Raw genomic sequence first — 18,202 nt, 5'->3', positions numbered from 1 at the left:
TCACCACGCCTCGGACCCGCCGGCCGACTCCGCGGGCAGCACCTTCTCGCCCGCCCGCGCCCGGAGCTTCAGGGCGAGCAGCGGGAGGACGAGGACGGAGAGCATGCCGGCCCCGACGAGCGCCGCCGCCTCGCCGGCCGTCATCTCCCGGTCGTCCACGCCGATCGTGGTGATCGCGACGACGAGCGGCAGCGCCGTGGAGCCGTAGAGGACGAGGCCGCCCCGGTCCCTGCGGCCGAGGTCGCGCGGGGCGAGGAGCCAGATCGGCCCGCCGCGCACGACCAGGAAGAGCAGCAGGAAGACCGGCAGCAGAAGCAGGGTCCTGCCCCCGTCGAGGAGCGAGTCCAGGTCGAACTCGATGCCGGTGACGACGAAGAAGACCGGGACGAGGAAGCCGAAGCCGACCCCCTCGACCTTCTCCAGGATCTGCGGCCCGGACTCGGGCGCGGCCCCGGTGAGCACGAGCCGGGTGATGAGTCCGGCGGCGAAGGCGCCGAGCAGCACGTCGAGCCCGAGCGCCGTCGACGCCCCGAGCATCAGGGCGAGCAGCAGGAAGACGAAGCGGACCGCGAACTGGCCGCTGGTGTGGAGGGTCCTGGCGATGACGTTCGAGAACCACGGCGGGCGGGGCCGCATCGCCCAGAGGACCGCCCCCGCCGTGAGCGCGGCGAACACGGCGAGGAGGACGGTGGATTCGGCGGCGCCCCGCCCGCTGAGCAGCAGCGCCATCGCGATGATCGGGCCGAACTCGCCGACCGCGCCGAAGGCCATGACGACCGAGCCGAACCGCCCGTGGAGGTCACCGGCGTCCCGCAGCACCGGCAGGACGGTGCCGAGCGCGGTGCTGGTCAGGGCGACGCCGATGAAGACGCCCTTGGTGTAGCCGCCGCCGAGCAGGACGCCGGTGGCGAGGCCGAGGCCGAGGGCGGCCAGCCAGGCCCACACGGAGCGCCTGAGGGTGTCGCCGCGGACCTTGCCGAACTCGATCTCGTACCCGGCGAGGAAGATCAGCATGGCGAGGCCGAGCTGGGAGAGCCCGTCGATCAGCGCGTCGGGGCGGGCCCAGTCCAGGACGTCGGGGCCGATGAGGATGCCGAGCAGGATCTCGAAGATGACGAGGGGGACGGGGAGCCTGCGCCCCACCGCGTAGGCGAGCAGCGGCGCCAGGACGGCGATCGCCATGATCAGGATGAGCGTGCTCCCCGAATGCGACATATCGGGTATTTACCATAGGCTCCCGCCCTACGCCTTCGTCAGATGGCCTGTCGACGGAGGGACTTGGAGGTCTTGCCGTGCACGAATACCCGCCCACCACGCAGACGCCCCCACCCCCCTCGGCCCCGCCCGTGCCGCAGCCCCGCCCCGGGCTGTGGAAGCGCTGCCTCGGGGGCGGCCTGGCGCTCTGGACCCTGACGGCCGTCGTCACGTACGCCACCGAGAACACCACCCTGCTCCCCACCCTCATCCTGCTGGGCAGCTTCCTCGTCCCGGCGGTCTTCGTCCTCTGGGCGTACGAGCGGCACGGCCGCGACCTCGGGGTCCCGGTGATCCTCGGCTGCTTCGTCACCGGCGGTGTCCTCGGCGTGCTCGGCGCCTCGGTCATGGAGTACTACCTGCTCCACCCCTCCCTGTGGATGTTCCTGGGGGTCGGCCTCATCGAGGAGGCGGTGAAGCTCGCCGCCCTGATGTTCGTCGTGCGCCGCCACCCGTGGCTGCGCGGCTACCGCGCCGGACTCGTCCTCGGCGGCTCCGTCGGCTTCGGCTTCGCCGCCTTCGAGAGCGCCGGGTACGCCTTCAACGCCGCCGTCACCATGGACGGCATCGATCTGCGCTCGCTCCTGGAGACCGAGATCCTGCGCGGACTGCTCGCCCCCTTCGGGCACGGCCTGTGGACGGCGATCGCGGGCGCGGCACTGCTCGCCTTCCGCCGCCCCGACGGCCGCTTCCGCCTCGCCGGACCGGTCGTCGGCACCTACCTCGGGGTCGCCGTGCTCCACGCGCTGTGGGACTCGATGCACGGCATCGCGCTCTGGCTGGTGGTCCGGCTCACCACCACCGGCCTGGACCGCACGCTCTTCGCCCAGGGGTACCTGCCGCGGCCGACCTCCCAGCAGGAGCACCTCTTCACCCTCTTCTCGGTGGGCGGACTCGCGCTGGTGACCCTGGCGGGTCTGGCATGGCTGAGATCACTCGCGCGCCGCGAGCCCGACCCGAGTGGAATTTATACCCCCTAGGGGTATAGGCTCGGTATCGTAGGACCCTGAATCCCCCAGGAGGAGAGCGCCATGTCCGCAGAGACGAAGACCGAACTCACCACCGTCTACCAGGTCAAGGGCATGACCTGCGGCCACTGCGAGGGCGCCGTCTCCGGCGAGATCTCCGAGATCCCCGGCGTCTCCTCGGTCACGGCCGTCGCCAAGACCGGCGAGGTCACCGTCGTCTCCGACGCCCCCCTCGACCGCGAGGCCGTCGCCGCCGCCGTGGACGAGGCCGGCTACGAGCTGGTCTGACCGCCTCCCGGACAGACGTCGCAGGGCCGTACCGTTACCTGGTACGGCCCTGCTCCCGTTTGGAACCGCACATGTCCAGCACCACCGTCACCGAGCTGACGATCGGCGGAATGACCTGCGCCTCCTGCGCGGCCCGCATCGAGAAGAAGCTCAACCGGATGGACGGCGTCACCGCCACCGTCAACTACGCCACGAAGAAGGCGCGCGTCGAACACGCGCCGGACGTCGGCGTCGACGCACTGATCGCCACCGTCGTGAAGACCGGCTACACCGCCGAGGAGCCCCTTCCGCCGGTGGTGGAGGACGAGGAGGAACCGGAGGACCCCGAGCTCGCCTCCCTCCGGCAGCGGCTGACGGTCTCGGCGCTCCTCTCGGCACCCGTGATCCTGCTCGCCATGGCCCCCTCGCTCCAGTTCGACAACTGGCAGTGGCTCTCGCTCACCCTCGCCTCCCCCGTCGTCGTCTGGGGCGGGCTGCCCTTCCACCGGGCCGCCTGGACCAACCTCCGGCACGGCGCCGCCACCATGGACACCCTCGTCTCGGTCGGCACCCTCGCCGCCTACGGCTGGTCCCTCTGGGCCCTCTTCCTCGGCGACGCCGGCATGCCCGGCATGCGCCACGGCTTCGACCTCACCGCCGACCGCGCCCACGCCTCCTCCTCGATCTACCTGGAGGTCGCCGCGGGCGTCGTCACCTTCATCCTCCTCGGCCGCTACCTGGAGGCCCGCGCCAAGCGGAAGGCGGGCACCGCGCTGCGGGCCCTGATGGAGCTCGGCGCCAAGGACGTCGCCGTCCTCCGAGGAGGCGGAGAGGTACGCGTCCCGGTCGGCGACCTGCGCACCGGCGACCTCTTCGTCGTCCGCCCCGGAGAGAAGATCGCCACCGACGGCACCGTCGCCGAGGGCGCCTCCGCCGTCGACGCCTCCCTGCTCACCGGCGAGTCGCTGCCCCTGGACGTCACCCCCGGCTCCGCCGTCACCGGCGGCTGCGTCAACGTCTCCGGCCGGCTCGTCGTCGAGGCCACCCGCGTCGGCTCCGACACCCAGCTCGCCCGGATCGCGAAGCTCGTCGAGGACGCCCAGAGCGGCAAGGCCGAGGTCCAGCGGCTCGCCGACCGGATCTCCGCCGTCTTCGTACCCGTGGTGCTCCTCATCGCCCTCGGCACCCTCGTCACCTGGCTCCTCGTGACGGACGACGTCACCGCCTCCTTCACCGCCGCCGTCGCCGTCCTGATCATCGCCTGCCCCTGCGCCCTCGGCCTCGCGACCCCGACCGCCCTCATGGTCGGCACCGGCCGCGGCGCCCAGCTCGGCATCCTCATCAAGGGCCCCGAGGTCCTGGAGTCCACCCGCCGCGTCGACACGGTCGTCCTCGACAAGACGGGGACCGTCACCACCGGCCGCATGCGGCTGACCGCCGTACACGTGCACGGCGGGCGGTACGGCACCGACTCCGCCGACGAGACCGAGCTGCTGCGGCTCGCGGGCGCCCTGGAGCACTCCTCCGAGCACCCGGTCGCCCGCGCGATCGCGGCGGGCGCCGCCGAACGCTGCGGAGAGCTCCCCACCCCGAAGACCTTCGAGAACGTGCCCGGACTCGGCGTGCGCGGCTCCGTCGACGGCCGGCTCGTCCTCGTCGGGCGCGCCGCCCTGCTCGCGGCCGAGGGCGTCGAGGCACCCGCCACGACCGAACCCGGCGCGGTGCACGTCGCCTGGGACGGGGTGGCCCGGGGCACCCTGACCGTCGCCGACACCGTCAAGGACACCAGCGCCGAGGCGGTCGCCCGGCTGCGCGCCCTCGGGCTGCGGCCGGTGCTGCTCACCGGGGACCACCGGGCCGTGGCGGAGGCCGTGGCGGCCGAGGTGGGCATCGACGAGGTCATCGCGGAGGTGCTGCCCGAGGAGAAGGCCGAGGTGGTCCGGCGGCTCCGGGCCGAGGGCCGCACGGTCGCGATGGTGGGCGACGGGGTGAACGACGCCGCGGCGCTCGCCGGCGCCGACCTCGGGCTCGCGATGGGCACGGGCACCGACGCGGCCATCGAGGCGAGCGACCTGACCCTGGTCCGGGGCGACCTGCGGGTCGCGGCGGACGCCATCCGGCTGGCCCGGCGGACCCTGGCGACGATCCGGGGAAACCTGGGCTGGGCCTTCGGCTACAACCTCGCCGCGCTCCCCCTCGCGGCGGCCGGACTCCTCAACCCGATGATCGCGGGCCTGGCCATGGCCTTTTCGTCCGTCTTCGTCGTATCCAACAGCCTTCGTCTGCGGCGCTTCACGTGAATTCACTTACGTGTGACGCACAGGACCTTCACAAAGAGATCTAGATCACAGATATTGGGGGGTAACCATCTGGGCTGTTCGCGAGTCTAAGTGGGCGATGCCAAGAACGTCTTGGGGGACGTTCATGGGATGTCTTGGGGGACGTCCCAGGCAAGCGCGGCCGGGGCACGTGCACCGGGGAGCTTTGAGCGGCCCTCCCGTACGTGCCCCCGGCAGACCGCGCACCAGACGCCCGGCCCGGATCCCGTGGGGGGAATCCGCACCGGGATATGGAAAGCGCCCCGCTCGCCGACCCGTGGGGGGATCGGTGGGCGGGGCGCTTTTCGCTTGTGACCGTGCGGCCGGTGGCGTCAGCGGGCCTCGACCGGGACGAAGTCGCGGAGGACCTCACCCGTGTAGATCTGGCGCGGGCGGCCGATGCGGGAACCCGGCTCCTTGATCATCTCGTGCCACTGGGCGATCCAGCCCGGGAGGCGGCCGAGGGCGAAGAGGACCGTGAACATCTCGGTCGGGAAGCCCATGGCGCGGTAGATCAGACCCGTGTAGAAGTCCACGTTCGGGTAGAGGTTGCGCGAGACGAAGTACTCGTCGGAGAGCGCGTGCTCCTCCAGCTTGAGCGCGATGTCGAGCAGCTCGTCGGACTTGCCGAGGGCCGAGAGGACATCGTGCGCCGCCGCCTTGATGATCTTGGCGCGCGGGTCGAAGGACTTGTACACCCGGTGGCCGAAGCCCATCAGGCGGACGCCGTCCTCCTTGTTCTTCACCTTGCGGATGAAGGAGTCGACATCGCCGCCGTTGGCCTGGATGCCCTCCAGCATCTCCAGGACCGACTGGTTGGCGCCACCGTGCAGGGGGCCCCACAGGGCCGAGATGCCGGCGGAGATCGAGGCGAACATGTTCGCCTGCGAGGAGCCGACCAGACGCACGGTGGAGGTCGAGCAGTTCTGCTCGTGGTCCGCGTGCAGGATCAGCAGCTTGTCGAGCGCGGAGACGACGACCGGGTCCAGGTCGTACTCCTGCGCCGGGACCGAGAAGGTCATGCGCAGGAAGTTCTCGACGTACCCGAGGTCGTTGCGCGGGTAGACGAACGGGTGGCCGATCGACTTCTTGTACGCGTACGCCGCGATCGTCGGCAGCTTGGCGAGCAGCCGGATCGTGGAGAGGTGGCGCTGCTCCTCGTCGAACGGGTTGTGGCTGTCCTGGTAGAAGGTGGACAGCGCGGAGACCACCGAGGACAGCATCGCCATCGGGTGGGCGTCCCGCGGGAAGCCGCGGAAGAAGTTCTTGACGTCCTCGTGGACCAGCGTGTGCTGCGTGATCTCGTTCTTGAAGGTCGAGAGCTCGTCGACCTTGGGCAGCTCACCGTTGATCAGCAGGTACGCCACCTCAAGGAAGGTGGAGCGCTCGGCCAGCTGCTCGATGGGGTAGCCGCGGTACCGCAGAATGCCCTGCTCACCATCGAGGTAGGTGATGGCGGATTTATAGGCGGCGGTGTTGCCATATCCGCTGTCCAGGGTGACCAGACCGGTCTGGGCTCGGAGTTTGCCGATGTCGAAGCCCTTGTCGCCGACGGTGCTCTCGACCACCGGGTAGGTGTATTCACCGTCCGCGTACCGCAGTACTACAGAGTTGTCGCTCACGTCATCCCTCACCGACGTAGTGCCTCTTCTTCGAGGTGCCCTGACTGTCTCTACCATCCCCCATTTGGCTCAGGAGAGTGCACTCGGGGTCGCTCATTGGGCCATTCGGCGGCACTCAGTGCCGCCAACCTTCATATCCTGCCCCCTTCGCCCCGGTTCCGGTAGTCCTCCGTGATCTTTCACACGAGGGCCTCCCCTGTGAGGCGATGGGCGAGTGCGGTAAAGCGCCTGCCGGCCGAGACCGTGCGGACCGCCTGGGCGATCGCCCGGCGGGAGCCGACCAGGACGACCAGCTTCTTGGCCCGGGTCACGGCCGTGTAGAGCAGGTTCCGCTGCAGCATCATCCAGGCGCTCATGGTGACCGGGATCACCACCGCCGGGTACTCGCTGCCCTGCGAGCGGTGGATGGTGACCGCGTACGCGTGGGCGAGTTCGTCCAGCTCGTCGAAGTCGTACGCCACCTCCTCGTCCTCGTCCGTCCGCACGGTCAGCCGCTGCTCGACGGTGTCCAGCGCCGTGACGACGCCGACCGTACCGTTGAAGACGCCGTTGGCCCCCTTCTCATAGTTGTTCCGAATCTGGGTCACCTTGTCACCGACCCGGAAGACCCGGCCGCCGAACCGCTTCTCCGGAAGGTCCGGGCGGGCCGGGGTGATCGCCTGCTGCAGCAGACCGTTGAGCGAGCCCGCGCCCGCCGGACCCCGGTGCATCGGGGCGAGGACCTGGACGTCCCGGCGCGGGTCGAGGCCGAACTTGGCCGGAATCCGCCGGGCCGCGACCTCCACGGCGACCCGGGCGGCGTCCTCCGTCTCCTCCTCGGCGAAGAGGAAGAAGTCCGGCAGGCCCTGCGTCTGCGGCGGGGTGCCGGCGTTGATCCGGTGCGCGTTGACGATCACCCCGGACTCCTTGGCCTGCCGGAAGATCCGGGTCAGCCGGACGGCCGGTACGGGGCTGCCGGGGGCCAGCAGGTCGCCGAGGACCTCACCGGCGCCGACCGACGGCAGCTGGTCGACGTCCCCCACGAGCAGCAGATGGGCACCCGGTGCCACCGCCTTGACCAGCTTGTTCGCCAGGAGCAGGTCCAGCATGGAGGCCTCGTCGACGACGATCAGATCGGCGTCGAGCGGCCGGTCCCGGTCGTAGGCCGCGTCCCCGCCCGGCTTCAGTTCCAGGAGCCGGTGCACGGTGGAGGCCTCGGCGCCGGTCAGCTCGGCGAGCCGCTTCGCGGCCCGCCCGGTGGGCGCGGCGAGCACGACCTTGGCCTTCTTGGCGCGGGCCAGCTCCACGATCGAGCGGACCGTGAACGACTTGCCGCAGCCGGGGCCGCCGGTGAGCACGGCGACCTTGCGGGTGAGAGCGAGCCGCACGGCGTCCTCCTGCTCGGGCGCGAGGGAGGCCCCCGTCCGGTCGGCGAGCCAGGCCAGCGCCTTGTCCCAGGCCACGTCCCGGAAGGCCGGCATCCGGTCCTCCTCGGTCCGCAGGAGCCGCCGGACCTGGCCGGCCAGGGACAGCTCGGCCCGGTGGAAGGGGATCAGGTACACGGCGGTGACGGGCGTCCCCTCGGGCCCGGGCACGACCTCCCGTACGACGCCCTCGGGATCGTCGGCGAGGGCGCCGAGGCACTCGATGACGAGCCCGGTGTCGACCTGCAGCAGCTTCACGCCGTCCGCGATCAGCCGCTCCTCCGGGAGGAAGCAGTGCCCCTGGTCGCTGGACTGCGACAGCGCGTACTGCAGGCCGGCCTTCACCCGGTCGGGGCTGTCGTGCGGGATGCCGACGGCCTGGGCGATCCTGTCCGCGGTGAGGAAGCCGATGCCCCACACGTCGGCGGCCAGCCGGTAGGGCTGGTTCCGCACGACGGAGATGGAGGCGTCCCCGTACTTCTTGTAGATCCGCACCGCGATGGAGGTGGAGACCCCCACCCCCTGGAGGAAGACCATCACCTCCTTGATCGCCTTCTGCTCCTCCCAGGCCGCCGTGATGTTCTTCGTGCGCTTCGGCCCGAGCCCCGGAACCTCGATCAGCCGCGCGGGAGCCTCTTCGAGGATGTCGAGGGTGTCGAGCCCGAAGTGCTGCGTGATGCGGTCGGCGAAGACGGGCCCGATGCCCTTGACGAGCCCGGACCCGAGATAGCGCCGGATGCCCTGGATCGTGGCGGGCAGGATCGTCGTGTAGTTGTCCACACTGAACTGCTTGCCGTACTGCGGGTGCGAGCCCCAGCGGCCCTCCATCCGCAGCGACTCCCCCGGCTGCGCGCCGAGCAGCGCCCCGACCACCGTGAGCAGGTCACCGGCGCCCCGCCCGGTGTCGACCCGGGCGACCGTGTACCCGCTCTCCTCGTTGGCATAGGTGATCCGCTCCAGAACCCCTTCGAGCACTGCGGGACCGCGACCCTCGTTGGACATGCACCGACCGTAGCGAAGGGCTCGGACATCGTGGCACGCGCTGTGGAGAACGCCCGGTGACCCAGGACCAGGACGTGCGGCGCCTGGACGGGTGACTGCTCACCGTCCAGGATTCGTCAGACCGCCAGGAACGCCTCCAGCGTCTCCTCCAGGACCTCCACGCCGTCCCTCGCCCACAGGTCGTCGTTGAAGAGTTCCACCTCGACCGGGCCCGTGTAGCCGGCCTTGTCCACCAGGTCGGCCCAGGCGCGGAGGTCGATGGCGCCGGTGCCCAACTGGCCGCGGCCGTTGAGGACTCCGGCCGGGAGCGGGGTCGTCCAGTCGGCGAGCTGGAAGGAGTGGACGCGGCCGGCGGCGCCCGCGCGTTCCACCGCCGCCGGGGCCCGGTCGTCCCACCACAGGTGGTACGTGTCGACCGTGACGCCGACCTGGGATGCCGGGAACCGCTCGGCGATCTCCAGGGCCTGGTCCAGGGTCGAGACCGCGCACCGGTCGGAGGCGTACATGGGGTGGAGGGGCTCGATCGCGAGACGGATTCCGCGTTCGCCCGCGTACGGGGCCAGGGCGCCGATCGCCTCCGTGATGCGGGCCCGGGCGGCGGGCAGGTCGGGACACGCCGGGGTGAGGCCGCCGGAGACCAGGACGAGGGTGTCGGTGCCGAGCGTCACCGCCTCGTCGATCGCCGCCCGGTTCTCCTCCTCCCAGCCGTCCGAGGTGAAGAAGCCGCCCCGGCAGAGGGTGGTGACGGTGAGGCCCGCGTCCCGTACGAGATCGGCGGCGGCCGCCGTCCCGTACTCCTTGACCGGTTCGCGCCACAGGCCCACGCCCTGGATGCCGAGTCGGACGCACTCCGCCACCAGTTCGGGCAGGGCCAGCTGCTTCACCGTCATCTGGTTGATGCTGAAGCGGTCTCCGTTCACTGCGGGACTCCCTGGACGGTGAGGAGGGCGCGCATGCGTGACTCCGCGCGGGCCGGGTCCGGGAACAGGCCGAGGCCGTCGGCGAGTTCGTAGGCGCGGGCCAGGTGCGGGAGGGAGCGGGCCGACTGCAGGCCGCCGACCATCGTGAAGTGGTCCTGGTGCCCGGCCAGCCAGGCGAGGAACACCACGCCCGTCTTGTAGAAGCGGGTGGGGGGCTCGAAGAGGTGCCGGGAGAGGGCGACGGTGGGGTCCAGCGTCTTGCGGAAGGCCTCCGCATCACCCGTGTCCAGGATCCTCACCGCCTCCGCCGCCAGCGGGCCCAGCGGGTCGAAGATGCCGAGCAGGGCGTGGCTGAAGCCCTGCTCGTCGCCCGCGATCAGCTCCGGGTAGTGGAAGTCGTCGCCGGTGTAGCAGCGGACGCCCTCCGGGAGGCGGCGGCGCAGCTCGACCTCGCGCCGGGCGTCGAGGAGCGAGACCTTGATGCCGTCGACCTTGTCGGGGTGGGCCGCGATCACGTCGAGGAAGGTCTCGGTGGCCGCGTCGAGGTCGGCCGTGCCCCAGTAGCCGTGGAGCGCCGGGTCGAACATGGGGCCCAGCCAGTGCAGGATCACCGGCTCGCCCGCCTGACGGAGCAGGTGGCCGTACAGGTCGAGGTAGTCCTCGGGGCCGGACGCGGCGGCCGCGAGGGCCCGGGAGGCCATGAGGACGGCCTGCGCGCCGGACTCCTCGACGGCCGCGAGCTGTTCCTCGTAGGCCGCGCGGATCTCCGGCAGGCCGGCCGGGCCGGTGAGCTGGTCGGTGCCCACGCCGCAGGCGATGCGGCCGCCGACGCTGTGGGCCTCCGCCGCGCTGCGGCGGATGAGCTCCGCCGCCCCGGCCCAGTCGAGGCCCATCCCGCGCTGGGCGGTGTCCATGGCCTCGGCGACCCCGAGGCCGTGGGACCAGAGGTGGCGGCGGAAGGCGAGGGTGGCGTCCCAGTCGACGGCGGCCGGGGAGTCGGGGGTGGTGTCGGCGTACGGGTCGGCGACGACGTGCGCGGCGGAGAAGACCGTACGGGAGGTCAGCGGGCCGGACGCGGAGAGCGCGAGCGGTTCGGCGCGGGGCCGGTACTCCCGTGTCGTGCCGCCCGGTTCGGGGAGGCGGATCGTCACAGCGTCACCTCCGGGACCTCCAGGCGGCGGCCCTCGGCGGCGGAGCGCAGGCCCAGCTCGGCGAGCTGGACGCCGCGGGCGCCGGCGAGGAGGTCCCAGTGGTACGGCTCGTCGAGCGCGACGTGCCGGAGGAAGAGCTCCCACTGGGCCTTGAAGCCGTTGTCGAACTCGGCGTTGTCGGGGACCTCCTGCCACTGGTCGCGGAAGGACTCGGTGGCGGGGATGTCGGGGTTCCAGACGGGCTTCGGGGTGGCCGAGCGGTGCTGGACGCGGCAGCCGCGCAGTCCGGCGACGGCGGAGCCGTGGGTGCCGTCGACCTGGAACTCGACGAGCTCGTCGCGGTGGACGCGGACCGTCCAGGAGGAGTTGATCTGGGCGATGGCGCCGCCCTCCAGCTGGAAGATGCCGTACGCGGCGTCGTCGGCGGTGGCCTCGTAGGGCTTGCCCTGCTCGTCCCAGCGCCGCGGGACGTGCGTGGCGACGTGCGCGGAGACGCTCGTGACCCGGCCGAAGAGCTCGTGGAGCACGTACTCCCAGTGCGGGAACATGTCGACGACGATGCCGCCGCCGTCCTCCGCGCGGTAGTTCCAGCTGGGGCGCTGGGCGTCCTGCCAGTCGCCCTCGAAGACCCAGTAGCCGAACTCGCCGCGCACGGACAGGATCTCGCCGAAGAAGCCGCCGTCGATGAGGCGCTTGAGCTTGAGCAGGCCCGGCAGGAACAGCTTGTCCTGGACGACGCCGTGCTTGATGCCCTTCTCGCCGGCGAGGCGGGCGAGTTCGAGGGCGCCGGCCAGGTCCGCCGCGGTGGGCTTCTCGGTGTAGACGTGCTTGCCCGCCGCTATGGCCTTGGTGATCGCCTCGACGCGGGCGGAGGTGACCTGGGCGTCGAAGTAGATGTCGACGGAGTCGTCGGCGAGGACGGCGTCGAGGTCGGTGGACCACTCGGTGAGGCCGTGGCGCTCGGCGAGGGCGCGCAGGGCGTGCTCGCGGCGGCCGACGAGGACGGGCTCCGGCCAGAGGGTCTCGCCGTTGCCGAGGTCGAGGCCGCCCTGTTCGCGCAGGGCGAGGATCGAGCGGACGAGGTGCTGGCGGTGTCCCATGCGCCCGGTGACGCCGTTCATGGCGATGCGGACTGTCCTGCGTGTCACGAAAGGTTCCTCTCCGCGGTACTCCGCGCCCCTCTGAAGAAAGCGCTTTCTATCGAGGGGGACGCTAGCCTGCCGACATCGCCGCCGACAAGGCCCTGGAGGTACGCACGCGATGACCGTCACCCTGGCGGACGTGGCCGCCCGCGCACGGGTCTCCCCCGCCACCGTCTCCCGCGTCCTGAACGGCAACTACCCGGTCGCCGAGTCGACCCGGGAACGGGTGCTGCGGGCCGTGGACGAGCTGGACTACGTCCTCAACGGCCCCGCGAGCTCCCTCGCCGCCGCCACCTCCGACCTGGTCGGCGTCCTCGTCAACGACATCGCCGACCCGTTCTTCGGGATCATGGCGAGCGCGGCCCAGAGCGCGATCGGGGAGAGCGCCACCGGGCGCGGCGGGGGCGAGAAGCTCGCCGTCGTCTGCAACACCGGCGGCTCCCCCGAGCGCGAGCTGACCTACCTCACCCTGCTCCAGCGGCAGCGGGCCGCGGCCGTGATCCTCATGGGCGGGTCCCTGGAGGACCCGGAGCACCTCGCGGCGACGGCCGGCAAGCTGACGAAGCTGGCGGAGGCGGGGACCCGGGTCGTGCTGTGCGGGCGCCCGCCGGTCTCGGGCGACGCGAGCGCGGCGGCCCTCGTCTTCGACAACCGGACCGGCGCGCGGCTCCTCGCCGAGCACCTGCTCGGCCTCGGCCACCGGCGGATCGGTTACGTGGCGGGCCCTGCCGACCGCACCACCACCCGGCACCGCCTGGAGGGCCACCGGGAGGCGCTCGCGGCGGCGGGTGTGGCCGAGGGGCCGACGGTCCACGGCCCCTACGACCGGGCCTCCGGCCACGCGGCGACGGCCGAGCTCCTCGCCCGCGACCCGCACCTGACGGCGGTCGTCGCGGCCAACGACACGGTGGCGCTCGGCGTCTGCGCGGCCCTGCGGGAACGGGGCCTGTCCATCCCCGGCGACGTGTCGGTCGCGGGCTTCGACGACCTCCCGTTCTCGGTGGACGCGGTCCCGGCCCTCACGACGGTCCGGCTCCCGCTGCACGAGGCGGGCGCCCGCGCGGGCCGCCTGGCCACGGGCGCGGAGGAGCCTCCGGCGGGCGGCCGGGAGACGGTCCCGGGGGAGCTGGTCATCCGGGGGTCGACGGCGCGGCCGCGGGGGTAGCGGGGCGCTGCGGTGAGGTGGCCGCGTACGGAGGCCCTCGGGCGGGAGATCACCGTAAAGACCGGCGGCCTCCCGCGCTCCGAGGGCTGCGTCACTTCTCCGGCGTCAGGCCCGTCGCCGTCAGGACCGCTTCGACCGTCTCCTCGACCGTCTGGTCCGCGTTGTCGATCCAGACGCCCTCGCCCGAGAGCTCCGCGCGCATGGCCTCGTCCAGGAAGGCCCAGTTCGTCGTGAGCTTCTTGTGGCGGGCGTTGTTGCGTTCCCAGGCCTTGTCCGGGCCCGGGGCGAGGATCACCACGTGGAGCGGGACCGCCTTCGCGTGGGCGCGGTAGAAGTCCAGGTGGGAGCGGCGTACGACCACGTCGTCGAGGACCGGCAGGAAGCCCGCCGCGGCGAAGCTGTCCGCAAGGAGGCAGCCGTTCCTGGCGCGCAGCAGGATCTGGCGGTCCGCCTCCGGGTCGCCGTCCGGGGTCGGCCAGTGGCAGCCCTGGACGATGAGCTCCTGGAGGTGGTCGACCTCGATGTGCGCGGCGCGGGTGAAGCGCGCCGCGAGGGCCGCCGCGACCGTGGACTTGCCGCTGCCGGGGATGCCCGCCAACAGGACGGCGCCGGGAGCGGGTTCGGGGGCGTCGACGGTGATGTGCTCGAAGGTCATGCGCGCCTTTCCTGGCTGGTGGGACGGGGGAACGATACGACCGCGGGCTCGGCGGGCGCCACGGGATTCCGTCCCGGCCCGCTGCCCGGGACACGGCCCGGCGCGAGCGACGTCAGCGCCACTCCCCCGACCAGCAGGGCCGCCGCGCACCAGCGGAGCGGGGTCACCGGTTCGCCCAGGAACAGGGCCGCCGAGGACATGCCGAAGACGGGGACGAGGAGCGAGAACGGGGCGACGGAGGAGGCCGGGTGGCGGCGGAGCAGCCCTGGCTGACGCGGACGCTGCGGGCGACGGGGTACGGGCCGCTGATCGTCCATCAGGCGGAGGAGAACCACACGCAGGTGGCCCTGGTGGCGGCCGGTCTGGGCATCGCCCTGGTCCCCCGCCTGGGGCGCGGGGCGCTGCCGCCGGAGGTGGTGCCGGTGCGGCTCGACCCGATGCCGACGCGCCGGCTGCACGCCATGTGGCGGACGGGTGCGGCGCGGCGCCCGGCGATCCGGGAGACGGTCCGTACGCTCCAGGAGCCCTGGCCCTCGATCGCCTCCGCCGGGTGATCGGCCCGCGCGCGTCCGCGATTCCCGTGGGGAGGACGCGATTCCTGCGCGGGTCCTTGACCTGGCAGTTACTTTCGGGCTATCCGTGACTCCTTGGAAGTTTCCTTCAACCTTGCACGGCCGGAAGGAGCATCAGTGCACCACCGCGCCCCCGCCCCCTCCCGACGCACCCTCCTCACGGTGACCGCCGCAGCCGCCGCGGCGGCCGTCACCGGCGTCACCGCCCCCGTGGCCCACGCGAACGACGACCGGAAGCTCCAGCGGATCATCGACCGGATGTCGCTGGAGGAGAAGGTCGGCCAGCTCTTCGTCATGCGGGTCTACGGCCACTCCGCCACCGCCCCCGACCAGGCCGACATCGACGCCAACCTCGCGGAGATCGGCGTCCGCACGGCCGCCGAGCTCGTCGAGCGCTACCACGTCGGCGGGGTCATCTACTTCTCCTGGGCCCACAACACCCGCGACCCGCAGCAGATCGCCGCGCTCTCCAACGGCATCCAGCGGGCCGCGCTCGCACAGCCCACCCCCGTCCCCGTGCTCATCTCCACCGACCAGGAGCACGGCATCGTCTGCCGGGTCGGCAAGCCCGCCACCCTGCTGCCCGGCGCGATGGCCCTCGGCGCCGGGGGCTCGCACGCGGACGCCCGCAAGGCCGCGCAGATCGCGGGCGAGGAGCTCGCCGCCGTCGGCATCCGGCAGAACTACGCCCCGGTCGCCGACGTCAACGTCAACCCGGCCAACCCGGTCATCGGCGTCCGCTCCTTCGGCTCCGACCCCCAGGCCGTCGCCGGGCTCGTCGCCGCCCAGGTGAAGGGCTACCAGCGGGCCGGGGTCGCCGCCACCTCCAAGCACTTCCCGGGCCACGGCGACACCGCCGTCGACAGCCACTACGGCCTGCCGACCATCACCCACACCCGGGAGCAGTGGGCGGAGCTCGACGCGCCGCCGTTCCGTTCGGCGATCGCGGCCGGCATCGACTCGATCATGACCGCGCACATCGTGGTCCCGGCGCTCGACCCCAGCGAGGACCCGGCGACGCTCTCCCGCCCCATCCTCACCGGCATCCTGCGCGAACAGCTCGGCTACGACGGCGTGGTGGTCACGGACTCCCTCGGCATGGAGGGCGTGCGCACCAAGTACGGGGACGAGCGCGTCCCGGTCCTCGCCCTGAAGGCCGGAGTGGACCAGCTGCTCAACCCGCCCAGGCTCGACGTGGCCTGGAACGCGGTCCTGAAGGCCGTCAGGGACGGCGAGCTGACGGAGGCACGGCTCGACGAATCGATCCTGCGGATCCTGCGGCTCAAGGCGAAACTGGGCCTCTTCCGGCAGGCGTACGCGACCCGGGCGGGCGTCGACCGGGTGGTCGGCACCGACGCCCACCTCGCCCACGCGGACCGGATCGCCGAGGCCACCACGACCCTGCTGCTCAACGAGGACGGCTTCCTGCCGCTGAGCCCGGCCTCCCACCGCTCGGTCCTCGTCGTCGGCGCCGACCCGGCGTCGCCGTCCGGCACGACGGGACCGCCGACCACGACGCTCGCGACCGCCCTGACGGAGTTGGGCTTCACCGCGACCGCGCTCTCCACCGGGATCACCCCGACGGCCGCGAAGATCGAGGAGGCGGTGGCGGCGGCGGCCGGCAAGGACGTGGTCCTCGTCGGCACGTACAACGTGTCGGCGACCAGCCCGCAGCGCACCCTCGTCGCGCGGCTCGTCGCGACCGGGGTGCCCGTCGTGACGGTCGCGATCCGCAACCCGTACGACGTCGCCCGTCTCGGAGGCCAGCGGGCGGCCCTCGCCGCGTACTCCTGGACCGACGTCGAACTCCGGGCCGCGGTCCGGGTCCTGGCGGGCCGCGCCCGGCCGCGGGGCCGGCTCCCGGTCCCGGTCCAGAACGCGGACGACCCGACGAAGGTCCTGTATCCGGTGGGGTACGGCTTGTCGTACGCGCGCTGACGGTGGCCGCCGTTGTGGGCAGGCGTTCCGCGGGGCGGTGCCCACCCGCCACGGACGGCGCCCCGCCGTTGTGGGCAATCGTTCCGCTGGGGCGGAACGGGTGGGCACAACGGAACGGCGCCCTTGCCGGCGCCCGAGGCTCCCGCGCCCCGACCCGCACCCCCGGTGCAGTGCACGAGTGGTGCGGGTCCAGGCGCGGAACGCGGAGGCGCCGCTAGAGGCGCCGTCCCGTGTGCCCACCCGTCCCGCCCCAGCGGGACGATTGCCCACACGGGCGGGGCGCCGGCCCACAACGGGGGTGGGCGCCGCCCCCACGGGGCGGGCCCCGGGCCCACACGGGCTGGGGCGCGCCCCGCAGCGGTGCGTTACGGCCTCAGGCCGTGTTCCCGTGTCGCTTCCTCGTCCGGCACCGTGTCGAGCCGCGCGTCAAAGCGGGCCAGCGGCTGTGCCGCCTGCGCCGCCGGTGCGGGGACACCCGCCCAGGCCAGGATGCGCGCCGTCGCGTTCTCGCGCTCCGCGTCGACGAGACCCGCGACGTTCGCGCCGTGGTTGGCGCCCGGCGCCACGTACACGTAGCTGTCGCGCGCGCCCTTGCCGAGGCGGAACTTCTCGGAGCCCCACGGGTCGTTGCCGCCGTAGACGAAGAGCATGTGGTTCGCGTTCTTGCGGACCCAGTCGTCGACGTCCCGCATCGCCTGCGGCTTGAACCTCATCGGGATCTCACGCGGCACGAAGCTGCTGGCCGGCTGGTAGCCGTAGCGGCTCAGGCCGTTGAGGTGCGGCTGCTTGATGGTGGGCGAGCCGAGCTCGGTGGCCGCCTGGTAGTAGTACGGCGTGTAGTACTCCAGGCCCTGGTCGGTGTAGGCGGACCAGCCGGAGTAGGCGTCGATCGTCTCGTAGACGGCGTCGTCGCTCGCGGTCGCCGCGTCCGGGATCTGGTCGCAGACGTCCTGGCCGTAGTACTGCCAGAAGCCCCAGACGAAGTCGAGGACGACGGCCTCGTACGCCTTGTCGAGCGAGCCGACCGTGTTGAAGGTGGCGCCCTCGGACTCGGCCCAGGCCTTGTACTTCTTCTCCAGCGGCTCGCGGCGGACGAGGGCCTCGCGCTGCATGTTGTTCAGGCGGTCGCGGCAGTCCTTCGTGCCGACGGTCTCGAAGAACCGGTCGTAGGCCGAGTCCTCCTTGTTGACCACGTCGTTCGGGGCCACGTACGCGACGACGCCGTCCATGTCGCGCGGGTAGAAGCGCTCGTAGTACGTGGCGGTCATGCCGCCCTTGCTGGCGCCGGTGGAGAGCCACTTCTGGCCGTAGATCCCCTTCAGCGCCGTGTAGATCCGGTGCTGGTCGCTGGCCGCCTGCCAGATGTTCAGCTTCGACCAGTCGGCGGGCTGCGGGCGGGACGGCGTGAAGAAGCGGTACTCCATGGAGACCTGGTTGCCGTCGATGATCCGCGTCGGCTCGGTCCGGCTCGGCGTGGTGCTCAGCCCGTAGCCGCTGGTGCGGAAGACGGTGGGGCGGCTCGTGTCCTTGTGGAGGATCGAGATCCGCTGCTTGAACGTACCCGCCCACGGGCGGTGGTGGTCGATCGGCTGGACGTACTCCAGGACGAAGTAGCGGTAGCCGGCGTACGGCTTCTCCTCGATCAGGCTCATCCCGGGGATCGCCAGGATGCGGTCCTTGATGTCGGTGCTCGTGCTCTGCGAGTCGACGACGGCCGCGCTGCCGGTCTCCGTGTCCGCGGCGGTGGCCACACCGGTCGACCCGACGGTGCCTATGAGCACCGAAAGCGACAGCGCCCATCTCAGCGACTTGCGCATTCACCCTC

General features: G+C 72.1%; 13 protein-coding genes and 2 pseudogenes. 6 read left to right on the top strand and 9 right to left on the bottom strand.

The annotated features are described in order from the left end of the window. On the bottom strand, positions 1-1,215 hold the full coding sequence (locus IE237_RS10840; RefSeq protein ID WP_189801695.1) for a cation:proton antiporter: 1,215 nt from the start codon (positions 1,213-1,215) through the stop codon (positions 1-3). A 77-nt stretch (positions 1,216-1,292) separates the two neighbouring features. Here IE237_RS10840 and IE237_RS10835 point away from each other — a divergent pair, with 77 nt between their 5' ends. The 3 genes from IE237_RS10835 to IE237_RS10825 all read left to right on the top strand — a co-directional run bounded on the left by IE237_RS10835 (position 1,293) and on the right by IE237_RS10825 (position 4,789). After that, on the top strand, positions 1,293-2,234 hold the full coding sequence (locus IE237_RS10835) for a PrsW family intramembrane metalloprotease (protein WP_189801694.1): 942 nt from the start codon (positions 1,293-1,295) through the stop codon (positions 2,232-2,234). A 51-nt stretch (positions 2,235-2,285) separates the two neighbouring features. Further along, positions 2,286-2,510, top strand: coding sequence for a heavy-metal-associated domain-containing protein (locus IE237_RS10830; protein WP_189801693.1), 225 nt, complete (start codon positions 2,286-2,288; stop codon positions 2,508-2,510). 71 nt (positions 2,511-2,581) lie between these two features. Further along, the gene (locus IE237_RS10825) at positions 2,582-4,789 is read left to right on the top strand and encodes a heavy metal translocating P-type ATPase (protein WP_189801692.1); all 2,208 of its coding nucleotides are present in this window, start codon (positions 2,582-2,584) and stop codon (positions 4,787-4,789) included. A 350-nt stretch (positions 4,790-5,139) separates the two neighbouring features. Here IE237_RS10825 and IE237_RS10820 read toward each other — a convergent pair whose 3' ends face one another. The 5 genes from IE237_RS10820 to IE237_RS10800 form a co-directional block, all read right to left on the bottom strand. Continuing rightward, complete coding sequence (locus IE237_RS10820) at positions 5,140-6,429, bottom strand: citrate synthase (RefSeq protein ID WP_189801691.1); 1,290 nt, start codon at positions 6,427-6,429, stop codon at positions 5,140-5,142. 179 nt (positions 6,430-6,608) lie between these two features. Next, positions 6,609-8,834 carry an SF1B family DNA helicase RecD2 gene (gene recD2, locus IE237_RS10815; RefSeq protein ID WP_189801690.1) on the bottom strand — a complete coding sequence of 742 codons (2,226 nt, stop codon included), beginning with the start codon at positions 8,832-8,834 and terminating at the stop codon, positions 6,609-6,611. A 116-nt stretch (positions 8,835-8,950) separates the two neighbouring features. Beyond that, a complete protein-coding gene (locus IE237_RS10810) occupies positions 8,951-9,754 on the bottom strand; it encodes a sugar phosphate isomerase/epimerase family protein (RefSeq protein WP_229842568.1) in 804 nt (267 codons plus the stop codon). After that, positions 9,751-10,905: a dihydrodipicolinate synthase family protein gene (locus IE237_RS10805; protein WP_189801689.1), complete on the bottom strand. Its 1,155-nt coding sequence runs from the start codon at positions 10,903-10,905 to the stop codon at positions 9,751-9,753. The genes IE237_RS10810 and IE237_RS10805 overlap by 4 nt, the downstream gene beginning before the upstream one ends. Continuing rightward, positions 10,902-12,053 carry a Gfo/Idh/MocA family protein gene (locus tag IE237_RS10800; protein ID WP_189801688.1) on the bottom strand — a complete coding sequence of 384 codons (1,152 nt, stop codon included), beginning with the start codon at positions 12,051-12,053 and terminating at the stop codon, positions 10,902-10,904. Before IE237_RS10800 ends, IE237_RS10805 begins: the two co-directional genes overlap by 4 nt. Before the next feature lie 112 nt (positions 12,054-12,165). Between IE237_RS10800 and IE237_RS10795 the strand changes: the two genes are divergently transcribed. Beyond that, the gene (locus IE237_RS10795) at positions 12,166-13,212 is read left to right on the top strand and encodes a LacI family DNA-binding transcriptional regulator (protein ID WP_189801687.1); all 1,047 of its coding nucleotides are present in this window, start codon (positions 12,166-12,168) and stop codon (positions 13,210-13,212) included. 91 nt (positions 13,213-13,303) lie between these two features. Here the strand turns inward: IE237_RS10795 and IE237_RS10790 are convergent, their stop codons facing one another. After that, positions 13,304-13,867, bottom strand: a complete 564-nt coding sequence (locus IE237_RS10790) for a P-loop nucleotide/nucleoside kinase family protein (protein WP_189801686.1) — start codon at positions 13,865-13,867, stop codon at positions 13,304-13,306. Beyond that, positions 13,864-14,130: pseudogene (locus IE237_RS40665) on the bottom strand (EamA family transporter); the annotation flags it as partial. The gene IE237_RS10790 and the pseudogene IE237_RS40665, both read right to left, overlap by 4 nt. Between IE237_RS40665 and IE237_RS10780 the strand changes: the two are divergent. After that, a pseudogene (locus IE237_RS10780) lies at positions 14,029-14,421 on the top strand (LysR substrate-binding domain-containing protein); the annotation flags it as partial. The pseudogenes IE237_RS40665 and IE237_RS10780 overlap by 102 nt on opposite strands. Before the next feature lie 135 nt (positions 14,422-14,556). Then, positions 14,557-16,377, top strand: a complete 1,821-nt coding sequence (locus tag IE237_RS10775; protein ID WP_189801685.1) for a glycoside hydrolase family 3 protein — start codon at positions 14,557-14,559, stop codon at positions 16,375-16,377. A gap of 365 nt (positions 16,378-16,742) precedes the next feature. Here IE237_RS10775 and IE237_RS10770 read toward each other — a convergent pair whose 3' ends face one another. Then, entirely contained in the window at positions 16,743-18,194 is a 1,452-nt protein-coding gene (locus tag IE237_RS10770; RefSeq protein WP_189801684.1) for an alpha/beta hydrolase family protein, read from the bottom strand. Positions 18,195-18,202 lie beyond the last annotated feature (8 nt).

The sequence above is a fragment of the Streptomyces tanashiensis genome (assembly GCF_014648895.1).
GTDB lineage: Bacteria > Actinomycetota > Actinomycetes > Streptomycetales > Streptomycetaceae > Streptomyces > Streptomyces tanashiensis.
The sequence above is the reverse complement of the archived record's forward strand: the minus strand, read 5'-3'. Positions and strand labels throughout refer to the sequence as shown.

Bases quoted from the DNA above. Each gene is read 5' to 3' on its own strand.
- IE237_RS10840 (WP_189801695.1), bottom strand. From the start codon at position 1,215: ATGTCGCATTCGGGGAGCACGCTCATCCTGATCATGGCGATCGCCGTC.
- IE237_RS10830 (WP_189801693.1), top strand. From the start codon at position 2,286: ATGTCCGCAGAGACGAAGACCGAACTCACCACCGTCTACCAGGTCAAG.
- IE237_RS10825 (WP_189801692.1), top strand. From the start codon at position 2,582: ATGTCCAGCACCACCGTCACCGAGCTGACGATCGGCGGAATGACCTGC.
- recD2 (WP_189801690.1), bottom strand. From the start codon at position 8,834: ATGTCCAACGAGGGTCGCGGTCCCGCAGTGCTCGAAGGGGTTCTGGAG.
- IE237_RS10795 (WP_189801687.1), top strand. From the start codon at position 12,166: ATGACCGTCACCCTGGCGGACGTGGCCGCCCGCGCACGGGTCTCCCCC.
- IE237_RS10790 (WP_189801686.1), bottom strand. From the start codon at position 13,867: ATGACCTTCGAGCACATCACCGTCGACGCCCCCGAACCCGCTCCCGGC.
- IE237_RS10770 (WP_189801684.1), bottom strand. From the start codon at position 18,194: ATGCGCAAGTCGCTGAGATGGGCGCTGTCGCTTTCGGTGCTCATAGGC.